The sequence below is a fragment of the Methanosarcina soligelidi genome (assembly GCF_000744315.1).
Taxonomy (GTDB): Archaea; Halobacteriota; Methanosarcinia; order Methanosarcinales; family Methanosarcinaceae; genus Methanosarcina; species Methanosarcina mazei.
Genome location: NZ_JQLR01000001.1, coordinates 405,825 through 429,146 on the forward strand (window position 1 = coordinate 405,825; position 23,322 = coordinate 429,146).

At 41.1% G+C, this 23,322-nt stretch carries 14 protein-coding genes, 1 tRNA gene, 1 other RNA gene and 1 pseudogene; 7 read left to right on the forward strand and 10 right to left on the reverse strand.

The annotated features are described in order from the left end of the window. From M886_RS01855 to ffs, 6 genes are all read right to left on the reverse strand, one after another. Positions 1-618: a hypothetical protein gene (locus M886_RS01855; protein ID WP_048037268.1), complete on the reverse strand. Its 618-nt coding sequence runs from the start codon at positions 616-618 to the stop codon at positions 1-3. Between the two features lie 118 nt (positions 619-736). Continuing rightward, a complete protein-coding gene (locus tag M886_RS01860; RefSeq protein WP_048037267.1) occupies positions 737-2,686 on the reverse strand; it encodes a type II secretion system F family protein in 1,950 nt (649 codons plus the stop codon). A 12-nt stretch (positions 2,687-2,698) separates the two neighbouring features. Next, positions 2,699-4,396, reverse strand: a complete 1,698-nt coding sequence (locus tag M886_RS01865) for a type II/IV secretion system ATPase subunit (RefSeq protein ID WP_048039362.1) — start codon at positions 4,394-4,396, stop codon at positions 2,699-2,701. A gap of 1,168 nt (positions 4,397-5,564) precedes the next feature. Then, positions 5,565-6,263 (reverse strand): RAD55 family ATPase, encoded by a 699-nt coding sequence (locus M886_RS01870; protein WP_015411460.1) that lies wholly within the window; start codon positions 6,261-6,263, stop codon positions 5,565-5,567. Between the two features lie 182 nt (positions 6,264-6,445). Continuing rightward, positions 6,446-6,530: transfer RNA gene (locus M886_RS01875), tRNA-Ser, on the reverse strand. 151 nt (positions 6,531-6,681) lie between these two features. Beyond that, positions 6,682-6,996: signal recognition particle sRNA (ffs, locus tag M886_RS01880), an RNA gene on the reverse strand. 301 nt (positions 6,997-7,297) lie between these two features. Between ffs and M886_RS01885 the strand changes: the two genes are divergently transcribed. The 3 genes and pseudogenes from M886_RS01885 (at position 7,298) to M886_RS01900 (ending at position 12,127) form a co-directional block, all read left to right on the forward strand. After that, a complete protein-coding gene (locus tag M886_RS01885) occupies positions 7,298-8,926 on the forward strand; it encodes a methylamine methyltransferase corrinoid protein reductive activase (RefSeq protein WP_048050551.1) in 1,629 nt (542 codons plus the stop codon). A gap of 705 nt (positions 8,927-9,631) precedes the next feature. Continuing rightward, positions 9,632-10,728: pseudogene (locus M886_RS17610) on the forward strand (IS630-like element ISMma8 family transposase). Positions 10,729-10,822: 94 nt separating this feature from the next. Next, entirely contained in the window at positions 10,823-12,127 is a 1,305-nt protein-coding gene (locus tag M886_RS01900) for an ISNCY family transposase (RefSeq protein WP_048050552.1), read from the forward strand. 971 nt (positions 12,128-13,098) lie between these two features. Here the strand turns inward: M886_RS01900 and purB are convergent. Beyond that, positions 13,099-14,445: an adenylosuccinate lyase gene (gene purB, locus M886_RS01905; protein WP_048050553.1), complete on the reverse strand. Its 1,347-nt coding sequence runs from the start codon at positions 14,443-14,445 to the stop codon at positions 13,099-13,101. Positions 14,446-14,968: 523 nt separating this feature from the next. Between purB and M886_RS01910 the strand changes: the two genes are divergently transcribed. The 3 genes from M886_RS01910 (at position 14,969) to M886_RS01920 (ending at position 18,206) form a co-directional block, all read left to right on the forward strand. Next, positions 14,969-15,118, forward strand: coding sequence for a 50S ribosomal protein L40e (locus M886_RS01910; RefSeq protein ID WP_011035257.1), 150 nt, complete (start codon positions 14,969-14,971; stop codon positions 15,116-15,118). A gap of 6 nt (positions 15,119-15,124) precedes the next feature. Beyond that, the gene (locus M886_RS01915; protein ID WP_015411465.1) at positions 15,125-15,868 is read left to right on the forward strand and encodes a geranylgeranylglyceryl/heptaprenylglyceryl phosphate synthase; all 744 of its coding nucleotides are present in this window, start codon (positions 15,125-15,127) and stop codon (positions 15,866-15,868) included. 601 nt (positions 15,869-16,469) lie between these two features. Then, positions 16,470-18,206, forward strand: a complete 1,737-nt coding sequence (locus tag M886_RS01920; protein ID WP_048038079.1) for an ABC transporter ATP-binding protein — start codon at positions 16,470-16,472, stop codon at positions 18,204-18,206. A gap of 147 nt (positions 18,207-18,353) precedes the next feature. Here the strand turns inward: M886_RS01920 and M886_RS01925 are convergent, their stop codons facing one another. The 3 genes from M886_RS01925 to M886_RS01935 form a co-directional block, all read right to left on the reverse strand. Next, positions 18,354-19,034 (reverse strand): flavodoxin family protein, encoded by a 681-nt coding sequence (locus tag M886_RS01925; RefSeq protein WP_053228861.1) that lies wholly within the window; start codon positions 19,032-19,034, stop codon positions 18,354-18,356. Between the two features lie 190 nt (positions 19,035-19,224). Next, on the reverse strand, positions 19,225-19,848 hold the full coding sequence (locus tag M886_RS01930) for a flavin reductase family protein (RefSeq protein WP_235203850.1): 624 nt from the start codon (positions 19,846-19,848) through the stop codon (positions 19,225-19,227). Between the two features lie 174 nt (positions 19,849-20,022). Beyond that, the gene (locus M886_RS01935) at positions 20,023-21,237 is read right to left on the reverse strand and encodes an ABC transporter permease (RefSeq protein ID WP_015411469.1); all 1,215 of its coding nucleotides are present in this window, start codon (positions 21,235-21,237) and stop codon (positions 20,023-20,025) included. A gap of 516 nt (positions 21,238-21,753) precedes the next feature. Here M886_RS01935 and M886_RS01940 point away from each other — a divergent pair. Continuing rightward, positions 21,754-23,292, forward strand: a complete 1,539-nt coding sequence (locus M886_RS01940) for an ATP-binding protein (RefSeq protein WP_084685034.1) — start codon at positions 21,754-21,756, stop codon at positions 23,290-23,292. Positions 23,293-23,322: the final 30 nt, after the last annotated feature.

The window sequence follows — 23,322 nt, forward strand, 5'->3', positions numbered from 1 at the left end:
TTAAGGAAGTTTATTGATATGCTGCAGGAGCTGCTCTACAGTTTTTCCTGCAGCTTCTTCAGCCAGGTGTTTCCTGTAAGCTTTTAAAGAGATAATCCCTTTTGTGGAATCCTGCACTACAATTTCTCCATCCATCAGCATTTTCCCTTTGCCCGAACCGTCATTTACAAAGATAACAGACTCGTTTCCATTTTTGAATTGTTCGAAATATTTTGTATCTTCACCTGTGGAGGTATAAAAGAATGCTAAATTGAGGTTTGAAGAAGCGTAAAAAGGAGTATACAGCCATTTATCTCTGCTGACATTCACCAGGAGAGCCTGAGAACCATATTTTTCTTCAATGGAGTTTATAGCTATAACTTCCATACCTTCTGCTTCAAGGTCTTCCTTAAGCTTCTCTTTCAAATTTACTGAAAGCGCATCCTCTCCTTCAGTATAGAGGTAAATCCTGCCAGAAGAGTTGAGTTCAGGGCTGCCTGAAGAATAAGCACTTAATCCAGAGTTGACATGGGTCTCGCTCTGTGATATTTTGAAGTCCAGGGCATAGAAAGCGGAAAGAAGAAGTGCAAAGACAAAAAAGACCAGAAGTATTTTCTTTATTTTCGGATTTTCAGACATACTTTAAAAATTCATTTTGGAGATTAAAAAGGAATGGGTTAAAAAGCAGGTAAAAATTGGATAAAAATTCAGGTAAGCCTCCGGAAAAATCTCGAAGGCTTAACCTCAAACCCAGGACTCAGATAAACATAACGAACAGCACATAAGACAGCGACATCATCGCAAGGGAGTGCTTGATCCCTGAGGAAATGTTTCCCGAGCCCATTTTACCTGCAACCAGCCCTGAGCCGAAACCCTGCAGGAGAGCTGCATGGAAGAAGAGAAGGGTGTATTCCTTAAGGTCAAAACCTCCCATGGACATTGCCGGGTTACTCGAACCGTCAAGTGCAGGCAGGAAGAACGCAGCAAGCACGTATACTATCACCAGAAAAACAAAGAATGTCACAAAGATGATGAAGACATAGATAAACATCTCTGCAGAACGCTCTTTCTTGAGGTTTTTCTCGATATCTGCATCATCCGCAACCGTGCTGATAACCTGATGTATATCTCCTGTGGACTCGCTTGCTTTGGCAATAAGGCTCAGGCTGCGTCTGGTCATGTTGGTCCGGATCCTGGCTTCAAAACGCTTCATAGCGTCTACAAGGTTTGAATTCCAGCGGATATCCGCAACCGTACGTTTAATTTCGGATTTAAGCCTGCCCATATTTGACTGGGCTGTAATGGCAATGGCATCGGCAAGCAGAATTCCTGTACCGTTGATACTTGCAAGCCTTTTAAGGAATTCAGGAACCTGGTCCTCAATCTGCCTTATCCTGCGGACTTCAAGTTCGTGGAAGATTATGTAAGGAATGAAAAGAATAAGAAGAGTTGCATAGAGATAGTCGTCAAGAGTGGATGCTGTCTCGACAAAACCTCCATAGTAAGGCCCGTGTTCCATGTAAGCAGAAACAAAATATCCCAGGGCGACCGGAGCGCTCACCACGAAAGCATATACAGGTCTGTCAATCATAGCCCTTATGGGATGCAGGAGAATTCTTTTGACTCTGGAGACCTTTTCAAAGAACTCCATTTTCTGAAGTAGCTCTTCATCAACTTCGGTTAACGGTTTTACCCTGACGTCGCTGAAAGAATCCGGCCTGATTGCAGAGATTTGCTCTTCAGGCATCTTTTCCGCATCTCCTGTAAGCATATCCAGAAAGACAAGGAAAATCATGGTCCCGAAAGGAATTGCACCGTATACAAGGATATAGAGCTGGGTTGGGCCCCCGTTATCGATCATATTCATAACAACGAGGATAACCATAAGGAAAAGGGGACCTACAACGAACACCGTAATATAAACCTCTGCCAGGAGACCGAGGGTTTCAAGGAAACGTTTGTGTTCCTTATTTGCATTCGATTTATAAAGGTCAGTCTTATTTTTCAGGTAAAGAGTAATGTCTCCTCCGCTTGAAACTATAGAAATCAGACCGTCTACAAGGTCTTTGAACTGCTCGGAAGGCGTCCTGTCAGCAGAGTCCCAGAGAGAATCCTGAAGGTCTTTTCCAAAGTACTCTATATCCCTGACAATATTCCCGAATTCACGGGCGGTGGTCCCGTAAAGATGGGAATGCTTCGAAAGCGACTTCATGATATCATAGATGGTCATGCCTCCGCCTCTCTGCAGGACATAGAGAAAAGCTGTTGCATGAGGCATTGATGCGTTGATAGCGCGCTTCCTGCTGTCAGCCTTCATGGGCGGGTACGCCATGATAAGCCCGTAAGTAAGGGCAGAAATCATAGAAAAGAGAATGATTCCCCCTATAGCCGTAAGGATAAAAGGGAGATGAGATTCGATAAATGCAGGAGTCTCAACCGCCCGGGTTACCCTGTTCGAGATGCCGAACATTGAAACAATGCTTTCCGGAGTAATTCCCCGGAAAAGTTGACTCCCGAGAAGCAAGCCTGCAAACCCTCCAAAAATTCCCGCAAGCAGGGAAAATAAAATTGCGGTTGAAACATACTGCTCCACAGGCAAGGGAATTTGGGCCTGACGAAGCTTTATCCTGAGAAGGGCAAATTTGTCTTCTTTTTCAAGAATTTTTTCTCCGAAAATTCTGAATGCCAGGGTATTTATAGCGTTCATGGATACCCCCGATTAACTGTGATGTGCTACCATATCCCGCAGGGTATCGTTTCCAACCGCTTCCATTACAAGCTGCGGATTTGTAGCATACATATGTACTATAAGGGAAACGCTCACGTAATCACGGATCTGTTTTGCTGCCATATAGGCAAGGATCTGCTCCCGGTTTTTAAATTCAATGAAGAGCTTATCAGGGCTCCATCCTCTTGCTCTCATAATCTCATTAAGCACATAGGAATCGCCTGCCCGCTTGAAGTTATCGTGCACCGGCTCCCAGCGGTAGAGTTCATTGATCCTCAGACTTCCTGACCTTGCGTCAAGTCCTGTGATCTCCACTATTGTTTTGGTTCTCCTAACTCTGGTCTCATTGACATAGGTCTGCATCTGAATGCAGATGATACCAAGGGCCTGCATCATTACATGAGGTACGTTGATAGGCTCGTTCTCAAGCCTGTTAACTACAGTCTGCACATCGCTTGCATGCATTGTTGAATAGGTGGTGTGGCCTGTTGACATTGCCTGGAAAAGAGTAAGAGCCTCTTTGCCACGCACTTCGCCCACCAGGATATACTCAGGACGCTGCCTGAGAGCAGCTTTCAGGAGCTCATACATTGAAACTTCGCCAGTACCTCCCACTGTGAACGATTTCCTGGTTGCTCCTGCAATCCAGTTTTCATGGTAGAGCATTATTTCCCTTGTGTCTTCAATGGACACCACTTTTGACAGCCTTGGAATAAAAAGAGAAATAGCATTCATAAGAGAAGTTTTACCTGAGGCCGTGCCCCCAGCAAAAAGCACACTGATATTGTTTTCAATTGCAATCCAGTAGTAAGCCATCATTTCGACACTGCATGTGCCGTACCGCATCAGGTCAACAGGAGTTATCGGATCTCCTTTAAACTTACGGATTGTGTAAGAACTTCCCCTTGTAGTAACTTCTTTTCCGAGGGTTGCCTGAATTCTTGACCCGTCAGGAAGAGTCGCATCTACGATTGGTTCTCCTATAGAGATGTGCTTGCCGCTCCTCTGGCAGAGCTTGACAACAAGGGAATCCAGTTCTTTCTCCCCAAAATGGATATTGGTCACGATGTTGTTGTGCTTTCTATGGTAAAGATAAATAGGGATTTCAATACCGGAACAGGAAATATCTTCTATGTTCGGGTCATGAATCAGCGGGTTTATCCTTTCATATCCAATGAAATTTCTTCTCAGGAAATACATTATTTTATGAATGGAGGAAACTTCAAGGGTACTGTAATACTGATCAAAAAGCCGCATAGACCTGTTAATGAGGACGACGTCTTTTTCTTTTCCGGTTATCATGTCCTCCTGAGTAAGAACGTCTTCAAGATTATTTCTGACCCTTTCAAGAACAGTTTTTTCATAGACGGTTAGAGTAGGCTCAATAACATAATAGTATTTCATTTCCCTGTTTTCTATTATGCTGACAAAAGCGTAAGGCTCTTCTACCCAGTAGCGTTCGATTTCAGTAAATCCCGCAGGAATTTCATATTCAAGAAGAGGGCCGCAGGTTTCCGGATCATAAGGCGGAAGAACCCTTATTTCCTCGTCCTTCAAATTCCGGATTATTTCTTCAAATTTCTTTTTTGCCCCCTCAGGGGTTTTTACTTCCTCAAAGAACTCTTTGAGCTTATCACTTAATTTTTCGCCTTCTTTAATCCCCATTATGTCCCGGGTAAGACCTTTCATATTTTCGGCGAATCCGGGTTTTTTCTTGATTTTTGCCTTCCGGACAGCTTTTTTGGATTTACCTGAAGTTCGGACTTTTTTCTCTATTTTTGTTTCTTGAGAACTCTTTAATTCCTTAACTCCATCTTTATCGCCTGCAGTCCCTTCAAGATGAGGCCCTCTAGGAGGGGGAAAAATGCCTTTATTTTCAGTTTCCTGAATTAGTTCAACTTTCTTTTCAGAAGTCGCCTCTTTAGAAACAGCAGGTTTTTGTTCAGAAGCCGCATTTCCATCAGAAAAGGTCGTTTTATCGCTGTCGGGCTCGTCCGCAATTAAAGATGGGCCATGTAAAACTTCAGATTTCAAACCTCCTTCAACCCCTGTTTCCGGGGAAAAACTCTCAAATTGTACAGGTTCCAGTACAGGTTTGGTTTTACGGCTTTCTACCTTGATTTTCATATCAGGGAGATGAGTATTTTCATTTTGATCATCCCCATCTTCTTCATTCTCATTTTCTGCAATTTTATTGAAATCATTTTCATTTCCCGCAGTTTCATCTTTTAAAGCTTCCTGCAGGATATTATCCGTATCTGCATCTGTATCCTTTCCAGCCTGAGGGCTGCTACCGGGCGTATTAGCACCGGTTTCATAAGGAATTTTCTTGACAGGCACCTGTAAAAGATAGGATTTGCCTGCCTGAACATCTTTTTCCTCGCCTGTACGCATGTTCTTTTCTGATCTTTCTGAGTCATCCGGAGATTTCTCGTTTTTAGAAACCATAGAAGCCCACCCCACCGGAGATTAGTCCCCTCGTAAATTCGGCTATCGGTATAAAATAATAATACATGTTCTGTTTAAATTTATCATAATTGTTAAAGGTCTTCAATAGTATTCATCATGTTACTAAACAATGATATTTCATTCGAAATTTAATTTACTCTTCAATGAATATAGAGAAAAACTACTGAAAATTTTGAAATTAATTAAATAAGAAATAGCGTTTAATAGTATAAATCTTTTCATGAAGATAAATCATAAAAAATATATTATATTTAATTTGTATTGAAAATTGAATTCAAATTTAAAAGCTGATATCCATACAGGAAAATATAAAAAGGATTTTTAAGAAAAATTATTTGAAAAGAGAGATTATTTGAAAAAGAGAATAGAATTATAATTAATCAGAGGCTCAAAGGAGTTTAATCCCGGATGAGGTAATTTCAAATCTAATAGGGTTTAAACTGAGGCATGTCCGTCTCATTTTAGGAATTCTTATGTAGCGTTCAATGTTTCCCGTATATGGGTTTTCGTCTACCATAAGCCGGAGAGAACCGCTTACAGAATATTCGGCAAGGTTGTGAGTCATCTTGCAAGCCGTGTCGTCCATGACAAACATTGCCGTGCAGTCACCTCTGGTGCTCAGGATAAAATTCAATGCGTCAAACTGGTCCCTGAAGTCCTGTATAGAGAGCCTGAGTGTGAAAACCCCTATATTGTCAATAACCACGACATCTGTTCCTTCAGGTACATAATCAGAAAGGGTTGGCAGTTCAATTTCAAGGCCTTCGGGAGTGAAACCGAATTTGGAAGTCTGAACTTTTTCCGAGCGGTTCTGAAAGGACCTCTCAATAGCAAGCTGACCATTTTCATAATATTTAGTAAGCCCGAGACCCAGCATTTCGGATAGGTCAAGAATATCCTCAGGAAGTTCTTCCGTTGCAACCAGAACACACTTTTTACCATCAAGGCATGCCCTGTGCAGAAAATGAATGGTAAAAGTTGTTTTACCGGTTCCTGTATCCCCTGTGATAAGGAGAACCCTGCCCGCCAGGTATCCACCGCCGATTCTTGTGTCAAGCTCAGGTATCCCTGATGATATCCGTTTCATTGTTTTAACTCGGTCCATTTTATCATAATCTTTAACCCTCTGAGTTGCAGTACAGAGAAGAGGGCTAGAATTGAATTTTATTTATAGAGTATAAGGAGAGCTCTTATATAAAATGTACATACAGAAAAGAGAAGAAAATAGATAAAGAAGAAATAAAAATTAAAAAGATATTAAAAAAGAAACGACGAGAGGGGGACTCGAACCCCCGGGATGCGGAGCATCACGGGATTAGCAATCCCGCGCCATACCGGGCTTGGCTATCTCGTCACATTGAACTTTAGAAACGCGTCCCCTAAAACGCATTTCATATATTTAACCTTTTCCGGAGAGAGAAACATATTTAAGGGATTGATTAAGTGAAAAATCACAGTTATATTATAAAACCAAACTTTTCAAATGGATTCAATAATGGATCAAGTGATGAGCACGCCTCAGGTCGCTGCGCCTCGGAAGCTCCAGTAGGCTGAGATCTCTTCTCCACCCCGCGACCCCGCAAGCGACGGTTGCCCACAGTGAGTCTGCTCCCTTCCGGGCCTCGACCGGTTTCCACGGTTAGGGTATGAGAACCTGTTTTCCAGCAGGCCCGCATACCTGCACCATCCAAGCAGGACGGGGCTTCTCAGTTGAGACTTCAGGCTGGAATCTCTCTGGCACATCTTCCTTTGGCTTCGTCCCCCGCGTATCGGCGATTTCGGGTTACAGGTAACGCCGGGCTACCCGGACTAGCTCATCAGCTATACAAAGACATATGTAGTATATAAAAATATCTTACCCGTATCTCTCCCGATATCTATTTTTTAGTAAAATAGTCCGGATATTTAATCAGCCTGAAAAGAAAAAGCAAAGACGGAAAAGGTATTTTTTACACATAGAACAGGAAAATTAAAAAATTAGCCAGGTATTAAAATATTAGATAAAGAATAAATCCCCGCATTTATTTATACGTCATTTTTCAAAGTAATATTACACAAAATCTCAAACGGCTTAAGTGATATGTCAAAAACCCGGAAAAATAAAAAGATGAGGGGATCTATATGAGATATGGAGTTGCAGTTGACCTGGGAACAAGTGGGTATCGAGCTCAGAAGATTGACATGGATACCAGAGAAATCAAAAGGACAGTAATAACACTGAGAAATCCTCTTCCCGGAGCGAATGTGATGGATCACATGGACTTCGCAATTCGCTACGGGCAGGATCTTGCACATGGGCTATCGGTAAATGCGGTAAAAACCCTGCTCCAGACGCTTGATGTGCCTAGCGGGGAACTGGACAGAATTTCAATCTGCGGAAACCCGATTCAGTTGTCTATTTTCCAGGGAATCACTATCGAAGACCTGGCTTACGCAGGGGAACGGAAGAAAAAGAAGTACAACATACAGGAACAGACCAGAAACGCGAGGATAATACCCAGCAGCGAAATTTCAGGGCTTGAAGAGTTCAACTGCGAAGTTGTAATCCCTCCTGCCATAAAACACGAAGTAGGAGCGGATGCCCTTGCCCTCATAACCAAATCGGGAATGCTTGAAAGTGACGAAATATCAATTGCAACGGATTATGGGACAAATGCCGAGATGGCACTCAAAGTAAAGGATATCATTTATACAGGCTCGGCAGCAGCAGGTCCTGCGCTTGAAGGGCAGCAGATAAAGCACGGAACCCTTGCTTCTCCCTTTGCAATTTCGGACTTTGAATTCGAAAACGGGGCATTGAGGAACTATGTATTGAACGAAGAGATGAAACCCGACCCTGGGGATCTTGTTGACCCTAAAACCGGAGAAATCCTTGAAGAAGGTAAGATTAAAGCAAAAGGGATCACAGGTACTGGAGTTATTGCCCTTATTGAAAAAGCCATAGGGCATGGCCTGGTTGAACTTCCGAAAGTCAAGACCCCGGACGGATTTATTCACCTGCAGAACAATATTTCGTTCTCGGAAAGAGACCTGAAAGAAGCCGGAAAAGCTATTGGCGCTATCAGAGCAGGGCATATAACTCTCTGTGCGGCTGCAGGCATCGAAATGACAGATATAGATGTTGCCTATATGGCAGGGGCTGCCGGAACTTACATGGACGCTGAAAAAGCCCAGAAAATTGGATTAATCCCTTACTCGACAGGAAAAATTGCTCAGCTCGGAAATACTTCACTTGCAGTTGCAAGGGAGACCCTGCTTTCAGAGGAGAGGCTCTGGGAGCTTCAGGACATTGCAAGCCAGATAATAGGCACTCATATAATGTTTGCGACTGTTCCGGAATTCAGGGATGCATATGTCCTTGAACTTGCGTACTGGGAAGAGGGGATGCCCTTCAAGATGTTTAAGAAATACCTTAAAAAGAAGGGGCTTCCGTCACTCGATGACCCTATAAGCAACCCTGTGGTCGATAAGCGCGTGGAAAGAGATATCCCTGTGCTTGGAGAGGAGGGCCTGTACGTACTGGAAAGGGTAGGGACCTATATGACCATGGTAGTCTCTGACTGCCCCGAGTGCAGGAAGTGCATAAAGGTCTGCCCCAACGATGCCATTTCAATTGACGAAGAAAACAGGGTTATGATAAGCACTGACCTCTGTGAAGGTGCACACTGTCAGAAATGCATTAGAGCCTGCCCTCCGGACAAATTCGACTGGAAGAACCTGGAAGTTTTCAAACCCCCACAGCAGGAGTAAGCCAAATCTGGTTACTACTGAACCGGCACTTTAATACTGATCGTGCAGGAAGACATCAGTTTAAAATAAATATTTAATGAGAGTTGGAGCTGAGAGACGCCCACGCACGACAGTATTTAATGTGTCATCTTAAAGTGTCATCTGGTACTGCCCCTGCCAGGAAGTACTGTATAATAGAATCGTCTCTTATTGAGGAATTGAGAATTTCTGTTTTATTGAGGAACTATACTCTTATTGAGATTTCTGCTTAATTTGGGAATTATACTCTTACTGAGAACTTCTGCTTAATTGAGAGAAATGATGAAAATGCAGGGAATAATGAAAAAACTCGGATAGAAAGAGAGTATGCTGGTCCGGAAAAGGGAAAACAGAATTAAGCAGATAGTTTTGGGCGGTTGTGTGCAGAATGAACACAAATTATATAAATAACCTCATCATTAGAAATTATTGAGGCATCTAATCCACTTTCACACCAAAAAGAATCTACCATCTAGCCCATAATAGATTTCTGATTAAATAAAGTCTGTTTTGTTAGATGCCTCAATCACCCATGTGGATGAATTCTGGTTAAAGCACGCTAAGTGGGATAGAGAATCATCATATATAAACTTTTATTTTATAAGACTCAGTTCCAAAATCTAGTGTCATGGCAACTTAATTTTGAGTCATTATTATAAACTTTGAATCCCATCTGTATCTTCATTCATGGCAAAAATAAAACTTGAAGAAGATGAGGTGCAGTACCTCATAGACTTTGTTAAAAAGGGACAGAAAAGTGCACGAGAACTAACAAGAGCACGAATCCTGTTACTTGCCAACAAGAATAAAAAGAACACCGAGATCGTAGAGATATTGAATGTTAGTAGGAATACTGTTGGGCGAATCAAGAAAAGGTACTTGGATGAAGGTCTCCAAAGCGCTCTTGAAGATAAAACAAGAACTGGCCAGCCTATAAAATACACCGAAAAGCACACGGCTGAAATCATAGCGCAAGCATGTACCAAACCTCCTGATGGAAGAAAAAAGTGGACACTTGTACTGCTTACTGAAGAACTGAAGATGAGAGAAGGGTTTGAAACAATAAACAAGGAGAGCATCCGGCTTATTCTAAAAAAAGCAAAACTAAACCTTGGTTAAGACGGATGTGGTGCATTCAAAAGATAAATGCCGAGTATAGAGAAAGAATGTACAACATTCTCAACCTCTATGAAGAAAAATATGACCCGAAAAAACCTCTCATATGCCTTGACGAGAAACCAAAACAACTTCTTGGAGATAAGAGGAAAGCTATCCCAATGAAACCTGGAAGTCCAGAAAAATATGATTACGAATATGTCAGGAATGGAACCGCAAATGTATTCGTGGCAGTAGAATTTAAAGCAGGAAAAAGGGTGACTCAAGTCACCGAAAGAAGAACTATGAAGGATTTTGCACAATTCGTGAAAATTCTCCTTACTGAAAAATATTCTGAAGCTGAAGTCATCCGACTGGTTACGGATAATCTCAATATCCATAAAGAAAAGTCATTCTACGAAACATTCAGCGAAGAGGAAGCAAAAAAGATTCTGGACAAGATAGAATTCCATTACACACCAAAACATGCAAGTTGGCTTAATGCTGCAGAAATAGAGATCAATGTAATGGATATTGAATGTACAGACAGAAGGATCGGAGATATGCAGACACTTACCCACGAAGTGGGTGCATGGACAAAGAGAAGAAATGAACATGAAAGTAAGATCAACTGGAAGTTTACGAGAAAAGTTGCTGATGAGAAAATGTCCAAGCATTATGCACCATAATTAAGTTGCTAAGACACTAGTGATAAAAGTAAGTGTAACATCACTACACAAAATTATAATTCTATAATTATGTAATGATGTTACGGCACAAACAATGGTAACTATAAACCTTACTCTTAATAACTTTTCGGAGCTCCCTGCTCTTTTAGACGTTTTTGGTTGTTTTGGAAACAATTATGAATACACTACACAAGGAATTTTTCGTAGAAAAATTCCTCCAGTCTGTTCAATTTGTAATACTCCAATGGTTCATAATGGCTATAACCCCCATACTAAACAAGGTCTTGGAGAAATCAACATTGGTAGATATAAATGCTCAAATTGTGGTCGTACATACGAAGAAGATTATAGTTTTTGGGGAGATCTGAAAGCTTTACTTTTTGATTCATTCAATGATTTCTTCAAGTTACTCAGATACCATAACGTTTCATACGATGGAATTTCTGATATAATGGAATTCATCTATCCAATATCAAGAAGCACTATTTTAAGAGCATTCTACAAAGAAATGGAACAGGAAACTGTTCCATTTTCAGAAAATATACATATGGTACACTATGACGAACAACATCCAAAAGAAGGAAGGTGTCAGAAATACCGTTTAACCTTACTGGATGCAAAAACTCAAACAACGATAGCAGATGAACTTTTTGAAGATAAGAATCCAGAAACTATTAAGGAGTTTCTGCAGAAAAATCTTGATCCATCAGAGCCTGTGTTTATCGTTACGGATTTTGATAAGAGATACCCTGATATATTAAAGGAAATTTTTGGGGATAAGTTAGTCCATCAATATTGTTTGATGCACTTAAACAAGCTTATAGTTAGTGATTTCCCAAAGAATACAACGATTGAACAGGAACTATTGAAGTACAGGTTATTGAATATATTCTACAATCGAGAAAATGAGATTAAATTTCTGGAAAAACTTCTATCTGAAGAACTCAACGTAATTACTAATGAAGAAAAACATCAAGAATGGAGTAAAAAAGCAAAAAAGGAATTTAACCAGTTTAGACATAAATTAAAGCTTAAAAGAAGACGAAAAAAGGAAAATTTCCCACTTAATAGCCTTGAAAAAGCAAAAGATAACTTTGATAAATTAATGCAAAATATAAGGACATATGATGAAACGATTCAAAAAAGATTGTGGATGATCAATAAACACTGGTTAAATCTTACTTTGTTCCATTATCTTCCAGGAGCGCCAGCGACAAATAACCCTATTGAAAGCTATTATTCAAAAAGTCTAAAAACCGACAACAAGAAGCAGTTCAGGACTGACAAAGGAATTGAGAACCAGATTAAACTTACTCAAATGAGAAGGTTAAATTTGCTCAAGAAACCACAAAAGTCATTTCTGGAATTGTTCAGATTATTTAATCCATTTAAGCTTTAGTAATCTATTTTGAGAGAGGAATTAAGGATTATGTAGCGGAGCGTATCGATTTTAGGCAAAAAATAAGTGAAAAATTAAAAGAATAAAAGAATTCTTTGGAATTCATGCCAAAGAAATTGTTTCTCAAGGATTATTACAGTTTATTTGGACGGTTAGCAGAGAAAAATGAAGATTTAAGAAAGGAAAAAATGAGAAATCACTAAATTATGAAATTGTGTCTTTTATAATCATAAAATAAAAAAATGAGATCATCTATTTCTTTCGACAAATAAAGTAATTTCAAATAGATCCAGGCATGAATGCCTGCAAAACTCAAAAGATTAAATACCCTTATGATGTATTGTCTTCCTTTTCTCAGAAAACTTCCGGGTCAGGGCATGGAGAGCTCATAGAAGTATTATTTCTCGGAGATGTAGATAACATTCTGGTCCAGACATTGTATGGGAAAAATAGAAGTCCTAAAATGGGAAGCCAGATAAGAAAGTATCCATTCATCCGGAATAATCCATTCATCTTTTCCGTAAAAAGCTTAATATGATCTTCATTTTCGACTGGTATGTAGATGATTAGTGTTAGATAAACAGAAACTAAATAAAAAAGAATAAAAAGATAAGAAAAAGAGATAGTGGGAGAAAGAATTATTCTGGGAAAACAGGGAATAAAATTAGCATAAATTTTATAAATAACCTGTACATAGGAGTTAATGAGGCATCTTATCCACTTTCACACCACAAATTATCTACAACATCTAGCCCTGTAGAATTTAGTTACGCATCACCCGTTAATTAGATGCCTCATCACCCAATTGAATTATATTCAGGTTAAAGCTTTCATATACAGAAGGGATTCATCTGATATAAATATTTATATTTAAGCCTGTCGATAAAAACAGAACGATCGAGAATATTTTAGGGTCACGAAAGAAATTACTTTTTTGTATTTATGAAATTTAATAAAAAAGGAAAAGAGTTTCAGAGTGAATAGGCTTCTCGAAGCTTTATAACGAGCCCTTCTACCTGTTCCACTGCTGTCCCTATATATTTGTCAGGGTTTACAAGGTTCTCGATATCTCCTGCACTCAGATATTTTGAAACGGAAGGAGTATCCAGAAGAACCTGTTTGAAATGCTGCCCTGTATCATGAGCTCTCATAGCTGCAGTCCGGACAAGTTCGTGAGCTTCCTGCCTGCCGACACCTCTTTTTGCAAGTTCTATCATAACAGCCTCGCCCATATTCAGACCATTTAAGGAATCAAGGTTCCTGCGGATATTTTCAGGATAGAACCTGAGGTTTTCAAGAACGCTGATCCCGAGTTTAATGATATGATCGGTAAGTATACAGGCTTCAGGGAAGACAATCCGTTCACTTGAAGAATTCGTGAGGTCCCTCTCGTCCCATAGTGTGTTGTTAAGGAGTTCAGGCTCAACCATTGCCCTTACTATTCGGGCGAGCCCGCAGATCTGTTCGGACTTGATAGGATTACGCTTGTGAGGCATGGTGGATGAACCTACCTGCTTTTTCCCGAAACTTTCCTCTATCTCGGCGATCTCACTGCGTTGAAGAGTCCTGATTTCGATCCCGATCTTGTCCAGTGTTGTAACTACATTTGCCATCCACATAACAAACTCGGCATGTCTGTCCCTCTGGATAATCTGGTTTGAGACATCAACAGCCCCGATTCCGAGGTGCTGCATTGTAAGTTTCTGAATAAGGATTCCCGATTTTCCAAAAGCTGCCTGAGTGCCTACAGCGCCGGTCATCTGCCCCACAGTAGCTCTTGGAGTCAGTTCGTACAGGCGGTCAAGATGCCTTGAGATTTCAGAAGCCCAGATTGCAAAACGAAGACCGTAAGTGGTTGGAACACCTATCTGCCCGTGAGTCCTTCCGCAGCAAACAGTATTTTTGTGGGCTTCAGCCTGGTTTACCAGAACTTTTAGAAGGGTTTTGAGTTTGTCTTCTAGAATATCAATTGCGTCTTTAATCTGGAGAGCTGTTGCGGTATCAAGAATATCGTTTGAAGTGGCTCCGAAGTGAACCCATTTTCCTGCGTCATCCCTGCACATCTCTGAAATTGCAACAACGACAGCCATCATGTCATGGTGGATCTCGGATTCTATTTCATCGACTCTCTCGGCTTTTACAGAAGTAATGCTTTCGAATATAATTTCAGCCGCTTCTGCGGGAATAAGCCCCATATCCGCTTCTGCCCGGGCAAGAGCTGCCTCGGTCTGCAAGATCTTAGCAAGTCTGTTTTCCTGACTCCACACATATTTCATTTCTGCTGTACCGTACCGGTATTCTATAGGATGAATAGCCATATCAATCACCACACTGGAATCGAGAATTAAGTTATCCCGGGTCTACATTAAATTTTAAATTAATCCTGGTTTTTGAATAGTCTGAGTTCGATATTTTCTGCCTGATTGTTTTTGAGTCAAAATTGTCTTTCAGACTAGATTACCTTTGGCCTGACAATCCTGGAATTACATAAATTCAGTCATAAACTTCACAGGCTATCAATATCAGCCTGTTAATGGCAGTGTAAAAATACATTTACCGCCAGAAATGCCAGCATTGATATTATTACTATTAAACAGATGTCATTAATATTCTGCAATATTCTGCAGTCTCTAACTCCAGCCTGCAGGATACGGGATAAACAGCATAACCAATAAATAACCTTTGAGTATGAAGAAAAGGGCAGGGTATGTGATAGAAGAGAAAAAGAGTTCAAACCCAGTAAGCCGCGGAAATTTTTGATGAAAAACATTATATGTCTTAACATCCATTAAGCGGGCTATATACCGTATTGATAATAAAAAATAATAGCAGGTGACAAAAATGGGTCGTTTTCCAGAAGCAGAAGAAAGATTGTTAAACAAGAAAATCTGCATGAAGTGTAATGCCAGAAACGCTACAAGGGCAACCCGCTGCAGAAAGTGCGGTTCCAGCGCTCTTCGCGTAAAATCCAAGGAATCCAAGGGAGCATGATCTTTTTTGCAGGTGGAAGCACACCTCCAGAAGATTATTGAAAAGGACGGAAAAGTTCATCTTACCCTTATCGATCCGGCGTCCCAGACGCCTGATAGAGCCGCCGAAATTGCTCTTGCAGCAGTTGAAGGGGGCACTGATGCCATCATGATAGGGGGCTCAACCGGAGCGTCGGGAACCCTGTTAGATGAGACTGTAATAAAAATTAAAGAGAATGTAGACGTCCCCACAATCCTTTTCCCGGGAAGCTCAGCCGGGCTCAGTAAGTACGCAGATGCGGTATTTTTTATGAGCCTTTTGAACTCAAGGGATCTGGGATATGTAATTACAAACCAGGTTCTTGGAGCTCCGCTTGTATACAGAAGCCAGATCGAGCCAATCTCCATGGCATACCTTATAGTTGAACCTGGAGGCACTGTTGGCTGGGTGGGGGACGCCAAACTGATTCCAAGAAAGAAGCCTGAAATTGCCGCAGTCTATGCTCTTGCAGGCAAATATCTTGGCATGCATTATACCTATCTGGAAGCAGGATCCGGGGCTGATTCTCCAGTCAACCCTGAAATGATAGGGGCTGTCAAGCAGGTACTTGGAGAAAACAAACTTATTGTTGGCGGCGGGATAAGAAACGCGGAAACTGCAAAGATCTGTACCTCTGCAGGTGCGGATATGATCGTCACCGGCACAGTTGTTGAAGAAGTAAAAGACGTTACTGCAAAGGTGGCTGAGATTGTATCAGCCATAAAAAGATAAGTGCCTGTTAAGGGCTCAAGGTGTGCTACCTGCTTATTGCATCAAAAAGATTCGTTGCGCTTGACCGATTTTAAACATTAATATTTTTGTGGTTCTGAAAGTTTCGGAACTTACTTATTTCTTTTCAGAGATTTGCTGTTTAACTTCAAATTTTAAACTTATAGTTCCTTTTCAGATTTTTGCTTTGAATTTCCTGTAAGACTTTTACCTAAACTTTTTATTTCTGAAACCTTTTATACTTAGAAATATTCTTGAATGCTCAACTTCCCAGAGCATATGATATTAATAGTTCACAGGTAGACCATCAGTAACCTGTTATAATACACACATTCAGAAATATCACTTAAATTTAATCTAGTGTCATGACAATTTAATTATTGAGCATAATTTATAGTATTTATATGTTAATACATAACGATTCTTAACTTATAAAATGACCAAAAACTAAATGTTCATGACACTAGTAACATATTAAACAATAAAAGATATTAATTAGTGTTACATGGCCCAGGATTCAGGCAAGAACGAGTAATTTCTTGTAATAGACCTGAAAATCTCAGTATCGGGCCCAAAAATGCAGTCAGCACTAAGAGGTATGATTATGATCAGGATTTCCAATCTGGTAAAAGATTATGAGGTACGTTCCGAAAAAATAAGAGTATTAGACCATATCGACCTCACGGTGGAGGACGGAGAAATCCTCGGAATTACAGGTCGAAGCGGAAGTGGAAAATCTACTCTGTTACGGATTATCCGTGGAGTCGAGCCCTTTAACGAAGGGACTATAGAAGTTGATGGAAAAGTTGTAACTCCGGATTCAGGGATTGAGGGCGAACACTTCCTGAAAAGTGTCACGGCAATACACCTCCAGCGGAATTTCGGTCTCTGGAACGGTCCTGCAATAGAAAACATCATAAGGAAATTGAATTACCTTAGAGTAGGGCATGAAGCTCTTCCGCACAATGAGACAGATGATTATAAAGATCTCTTTGACGAAGCTATGGAGTACATAAAACTGGTGGGCCTGGAACACAAAGCCCTTCATTCCACAAATCTTCTGAGCGGGGGAGAAAAACAAAGGGTTGTAATGGCAAGGCAGCTTGCAGCAAAACCAAAAGTCCTTCTCCTTGATGAGCCCGTAACGATGACAGGCCCGGATACAAAGCAGGAAATCCTTGACGTTATAAAGAGTCTGAAAGAAAAACTGAATATCCCTATTATAGTTGTATCCCACCTTCCTGAAATCCATGCTTATCTTGCAGACAGACTTATCTTCCTTGAGAAAGGGAAAATCGCAGCAGATGGTGAACCCGCCTGGGTCCTTAAAAACTTCCTGAAAGATATGAAACCAAGGGAAGAACTTTCAGAATCCGGGAACAAAGAAGTCTGCATTAAAGTAAGAGAGATATCAAAACGTTATTCTCTTATCCGGATGGGAGAAGTTCTCAACATCAAAGATTTCTCTCTGGATGTTTATAAAGGAGAAATTCTGGCGTTTATAGGGCCTTCAGGAGCCGGAAAAACAACAATAATGAAACTGATGGAAGGTCTGGTAAAACCGAAAAGTGGGACTGTCGAGTACCTCTGCAAAGGTGAGTGGGTGGATGTCACCGGATATAGCAGGAAGCGTATGGAACTCAGGCGCATTATGAGCATTATGAACCAGGAATTCTCAATGTCCGTAAACTCAACTGTGAGAGACCAGATCCGCTTCAGGCTGAGCCTGAAAAAACAGGGTGCAATCGAATATGCAAGAAATAAAGCCAGCGAACTGGGACTCTCAGATGAAACCCTGGATACAATTTATCGCCTGCCAGATATGCCTGAAGAGGAAAAGACAGAAGCGCTCAGAGAACTCAACCTCAGCGACACGATTTATTACGAACTTTTCCCAACAGTTCCGGTTACTGATGTTGACATCTACTCAAAACCCGTTTTCGAAGCCCTTGACCTTCCACTTGAAATCCTTGACAAGACTCCTTACCAGATAAGCGGAGGAGAACACGTCAGAGCTTTTATTGCCCTGAGCCTTGCAACCTCTCCAGAATACCTTATGCTTGACGAGCCTTTCGGAGACCTTGACCCCGTAACCCTGAGGGATGTGACAAATTCACTAAAAAGGGTTAACGAGCGTTTTGGCACAACAATTGTACTCGTAAGCCACCATATGGACTTTGTCAGGGAAGTAGCTCATAGAGCTCTGTTGATAGAAAACGGAGCTCTTGTAATGGACGGAAAGCCTGTAGAAGTCTGCCAGGAGCTTATTAACAGGAGTAATGCACCTTACATGGAACACAGCCTGGATGACCTGGTTGAAGGAGACCTCCAGAGTCAATAACTGGTATTAAACCAGTGATTAAAGAGTCTGCTATAGACTCTTTCCTTCATTATTTACCAGTATTGCTGGCCAAATAAGATTTTTTACAGCTTATTTAAGCATTTGCTCCTTATCTGAGCTCCAGAGAAAAAAATAAGTTACAGGGCATCATTTATATTCGGTCTGATTTTCTTTTATGAGCCTGTCCCACTCTTCGTTTCCGAATTTTATGTACAGGCTGGAAGGTACAATTGGCTTCCCAAGGTCTTCAATTATTTTTTCAGAAAGCATGTGGTTTTCAACGATTTCTTTACCGGCAGACCTGAGCAGTTTTTTGTATTTTCCTATGAGAGGTTTCAACATGATATTTTTCTGGCCCCTGAAAATTTCCCCTTCTGCTCTATAGATTTCCGCGACAAGCTCAGTATGAAAAGTTCTTGCAAGCCTCCGAAAGAAAAGCCTCTCTACATCGAAATTTATCTGCCCGGGAAGCCCTGCATTCGAAATTACGGCAAGTTTCGGATATTTTTCATAACGTTTAGCGTGCCTGTACTCTCCCTTCCCGTCTTCCTCGAATTGAGGCAAAAGTACAGGAGAAAGCCTCTCTACGAAGCTTTTCATTATGGAAGGGACATTATCAAAGTATACAGGGCATGCAAAGACCACAATATCCGAGCCCATGAACCTGGAGATCAGGTCTTCCATGTCATCGTGAATAGTACAGCTGCCCGGGGTCTTAAGCCAGCACTCAAATTTCCCCCTGCAGCGCCTGATATTTTTCTCTGCCAGAATAATATTTTCAGTCTCTGCCCCGGCTTCTTCTGCTCCTTTCAGGAACTCCTCAACCATAATAAGAGTATTTCCTTCCCTGCCCTTATGGCTCCCGCTGAATACTGTTATTTTTATAAGATAACCCCCTGCTGTCCCATAGAAATCGAAACTGGTAAAAGCTGATTATTCGGCCTGAAATTTTCAAAATTGCTATCAAAACCCTTTGTTTGCGCCTGCAAAAAAGCCCTCTTCAAAGAGCGCCCTTTTTCTACACGTTATTTTCACTTCTGTCCTCATTAATATTCTGACTGAATTTTTTTCCAGAATACCAGGCTTTACCGAGGTGCTCACCGATTCCCCAGTAATTGTTATCATACATAGAAAAAACGATGGGTTCGATCTTTTCTACATCAGGAATCCCGTTGCAGAAATATTTCTCCTCTGCATAGCTTTCAAGAATCTCACCGATAAAAACCTCACTGCCACCACCAAAGTCCAGAGTATCGACCAGCCTGCACTCAAGATTGACAGGACATTCATGGATCATTGGAGCTTTCCCAAGTTTTCCGTAAAAACTCCGAAAAATGTCGGATTTATCGGCTTTTTTCCCGGATACTATGCCGCAGTAATCCGTGACTTCAAGCATATGTCTGGAAGGAATATTCACGCTGAAGCATTTATTTTCCCGGATACCCTCATTTGTATAATGCATTTTTCCGAGAGTTACCGCAATCATAGGGGGACCTGCCTGAACAATTCCACAAAAAGCAACTGTCAGGTAATTTGGCTTTCCATTAACATCGGCACCTACAAGGACAGTGGGCATAGGATAAAGGAAATTCCTGGCTCCAATAGTCTTCTTCTCTCCGAGTTCCACCCTTAAATCCTCCACAAAATTATATAAGCAAAAATCCAGGTTATTGGTTGCCCTTTTCACGAACCTGTGGAAGAAAACACAAAAAATGTATTTTTGAATAAGTATCCTCCTGTATATGTAATTATTATTCCGGTTTCTGTTTAAGGATAAATTAAAATTCGTAAGAACTGGTGTTTAAGAGCGTTGTTTTTACTCATGCCTCAGCGCATCCACAGGAGTGAGTTTTGCTGCTTTGTTTGCAGGGTAAACTCCGGCAGAAACGCCGACAATTATTGCAACTAGAATTCCTGCCTCGAAAATATAATGTGGATAAAGGAAAGGCAGGTTAAGGGCGGTTGTGACTGCATAAGCTCCCCCAATTCCTACAATCAGTCCCAGAAGCCCTCCAAACAGACTGAGAATAATAGACTCGACAATAAAAAGGACAAGAATGTCAGTGCTTGAAAATCCCAGAGCTTTCATGATCCCTATTTCCCTGGTCCTTTCTGTAACTGTAACAAGCATTATGTTCATGATTCCTATCGAACCCACAAGTAGAGAGATGAGAGCTACTGCAACGAGGAAATTTCTCAGGGTGTCAGAAAGCTGGTTTATTTGCTCAAGGACATCCGCCTGATTAAAAATACTGTAGGGTTTTGCGTCTTCATCATCAAGGTCTCTTGATGAGACCCCAAAGTTTCGGGCAAGTCGCTCATCCACCTCATCCGAGACTTCCTCCACATCCTCGAGACTGTCAGACATCGCAAAAAAGGCTGAAAAATCATCTTCTTCGAGCATCTGGTTGATGGTTGAAACAGGTACAAAAATGGTTACATCCCTATCTATTCCGCCTCCGGTAAACGAAGCGTTCAGGCTTTCAACAACGCCTTTCACCTTGAACGTTCTGGTCACAGTCCGCCCACCCTCCAGACGCAGGGTAACATCTATTGAACTGCGGGCAGAAATACTCCTGTCAAATTTTTCATTTGCGATTTCAGACCCGATAGCTGCGGAAAAAGTGTCCTGGTCGCTTATGAAACTTCCACTTTCCATAACGATGTTAGCAGTATCCTCATAGTCTCCGGTCACCCCTGCGATGTCGATATTTTTATTCTGGGAGAAATAGGTCACTTCCCCAAGCTGCTGTTTTATTGGAGAGACCCCGCTGATTCCAGGAGTTTTTTCGATTATTTGAAGCTCGTTGCTGTAAAAAAGGTTAGGCTCCTGGCTGTAAATGATAATAAAATTGGAGCCCTGGGCACTTATTTCCTCTTCAAAAAACACATTAAAACTTTCCCCAAGAGAGATATTTGCAACTACTGCGGCAATACCTATGACAATACCAAGGGTTGTCAGGCCTGAACGGAGCTTTGAGCTCTTTATACTCCCAAGAGAAATCCCAATAGCTTGCCTCAACTTCAGCATACAATCTCCACGTCAAATGAAGCTTCACGCAATCATAAAGGATGTAAGAAATCCGTACCTTCAGTTAACCTGGTGCTGATTAATTATCCAGAAAACCTTAGTAGATATTAATTCACAAATATATAAGAGCATTATAAGAAAAAAATAAAAAGGTCACTCAGATATTTTGCGAAGAGACAGACAATAAAAAAGGAGAATAATTTGCAACATTGGAAATTAGCACATTTCTTATATATGCTGATGTAATATGATAGAAAATAAAAGCATATGTATTAAATATTGGAAGTTAGGAAAAAATAAATGTTTGAAAATTAATATTGTCCTGTAATTTTCAGGGAGATTCCCTAAAACTTTAACCCTATTTGGAGCGCGGAAAATTATCATACATCTCCGCAGCCTCTGTCTCATGCCCCACTCAAACCCGGATGTGCGCTGAAGATGCGCTTACTGTAAACATATGGAGGGGGAAAGATTCTGACAAAAAAGACTGACAAATACCCCGAACTTTTTTCAAGCATTCCACAGAGCTCTCAGCTCTCTGCCGTATATAGTGATATCGAAGAACTGACAGAACTACTTGTTTCCTATTTTAAACAGGGAATTGAGAGGGGAGAGTACTGCCTCTGGACTGTTACGGACGCACTTGAAGAAGAAAGAGTAAAAAAAGAACTTGAGAAAGCAGATGTGAGTGTCGAGAAATATCTGACTTCATTTCAATTAGAGATTATTAACACCGGCACGCTCTCTAAAGGTTCCCCGCTTCCTGAATCAGCAGTAAAAGAACTCATGAAAGAAAAGAGTGAAAAAGCCTTTTCTGAAGGATTCCCCGGCTTTAGAATGAATGTTAGTATTACCAGGAAGGGAGGTTCCCTGAATCCCGACCCTGAAAAGCTGGAAGAAAACCTTAAAGAGATTAACCGGGATAACGAAAGAAAGCTTACATATCTATGTACTTTTCCTCTTGAAGAATTATCGGGCAGCGAACTTCTCAGGCTTGTGGAGGAAAAGGGCGTTCTCGTTAAAAGAAAAGGTGGCTGGGAATGCCTGATGCATACATGCAACATAAACGGGCAAAAAGAGCTTGAAACGACCCTCCTTACAGCAAAAAAAGATGCTGAAGCTACAAACCGGGCAAAGAACAGTTTCATAATGAATATGAGCCATGAGCTCAGGACCCCTCTCAATTCGGTTATAGGTTTTTCTGACCTGCTGCTGGAAGGAGCATTCGGGCCCATGAATACAAAGCAGTCAAAATATGTCAATAATATCCTTATAAGCGGAAAAAATCTGCTTGAGATCATTAATAACCTGCTTGATATCTCGAGGCTTGAAGCTGGAGAAAAGACTCTCAAATATGAGGACGTGGATGTTGCAAGCCTCATAGGAGAGGTTAGAATGAACCTCCTTTCACCTGCTTCGGTAAAGAAGATCAATGTCGAACTGAAGATAGACCCCTCTGTAGGAAATGTTGAAGCTGATATTTCAAAACTCAGGCAGATCCTGTATAACCTGGTAAGTAACGCCATAAAGTTCACTCCGGCGAGAGGAAAGGTTGTAATCAGCGCCTGCAAAAAAGAAGGAGTTCTCGAAGTAAAAGTCTCGGATAACGGGATAGGGATTTCTGAAGATAGCTACGAGAAAATATTCATGCCTTTCACACAGGCAGATTCTTCAGCAGCACGAGGATATGGGGGAGCAGGACTTGGGTTATTTATTGTCAGAAACTTTGTAGACCTGCATGGAGGGGATATAAGTGTGGACTCCGAAGTAGGGAAAGGAAGTACATTTACTTTCACCATTCCGGCAAAACCAGAGAACACTTCCCTTCAGGAAAACGAAACAAAAAACACACATGATATTCTTCGAATAACATGCCCAAAAAACACACATGATATTCTTGGAATAACATGCCCAAAAAATGAAAGTCTTTTTCACTTAGCTTTTTTGATAATAGAACTCCATCATTACCTTTGGACAGGAAGGTTGTTTTTACTTTGGTTCTCCGAAGCCGTCAAAAAACTAACCATTGAATTGCCATCGAAGGCCCAGATGTGACCTTGATCACGGATGCCAAATTGCCTTTGA

What these genes read in the sequence shown, in the direction of transcription:
- M886_RS01925 (WP_053228861.1), bottom strand. Translation starts at nt 19,034, where the DNA reads ATGGTTGAGGAGTTCCTGAAAGGAGCAGAAGAAGCCGGGGCAGAGACT.
- M886_RS01910 (WP_011035257.1), top strand. Translation starts at nt 14,969, where the DNA reads ATGGGTCGTTTTCCAGAAGCAGAAGAAAGATTGTTAAACAAGAAAATC.
- M886_RS01935 (WP_015411469.1), bottom strand. Translation starts at nt 21,237, where the DNA reads ATGCTGAAGTTGAGGCAAGCTATTGGGATTTCTCTTGGGAGTATAAAG.
- M886_RS01860 (WP_048037267.1), bottom strand. Translation starts at nt 2,686, where the DNA reads ATGAACGCTATAAATACCCTGGCATTCAGAATTTTCGGAGAAAAAATT.
- M886_RS01885 (WP_048050551.1), top strand. Translation starts at nt 7,298, where the DNA reads ATGAGATATGGAGTTGCAGTTGACCTGGGAACAAGTGGGTATCGAGCT.
- M886_RS01900 (WP_048050552.1), top strand. Translation starts at nt 10,823, where the DNA reads ATGGTAACTATAAACCTTACTCTTAATAACTTTTCGGAGCTCCCTGCT.
- M886_RS01870 (WP_015411460.1), bottom strand. Translation starts at nt 6,263, where the DNA reads ATGAAACGGATATCATCAGGGATACCTGAGCTTGACACAAGAATCGGC.
- M886_RS01855 (WP_048037268.1), bottom strand. Translation starts at nt 618, where the DNA reads ATGTCTGAAAATCCGAAAATAAAGAAAATACTTCTGGTCTTTTTTGTC.
- M886_RS01920 (WP_048038079.1), top strand. Translation starts at nt 16,470, where the DNA reads ATGATCAGGATTTCCAATCTGGTAAAAGATTATGAGGTACGTTCCGAA.
- purB (WP_048050553.1), bottom strand. Translation starts at nt 14,445, where the DNA reads ATGGCTATTCATCCTATAGAATACCGGTACGGTACAGCAGAAATGAAA.
- M886_RS01865 (WP_048039362.1), bottom strand. Translation starts at nt 4,396, where the DNA reads ATGAAAGGTCTTACCCGGGACATAATGGGGATTAAAGAAGGCGAAAAA.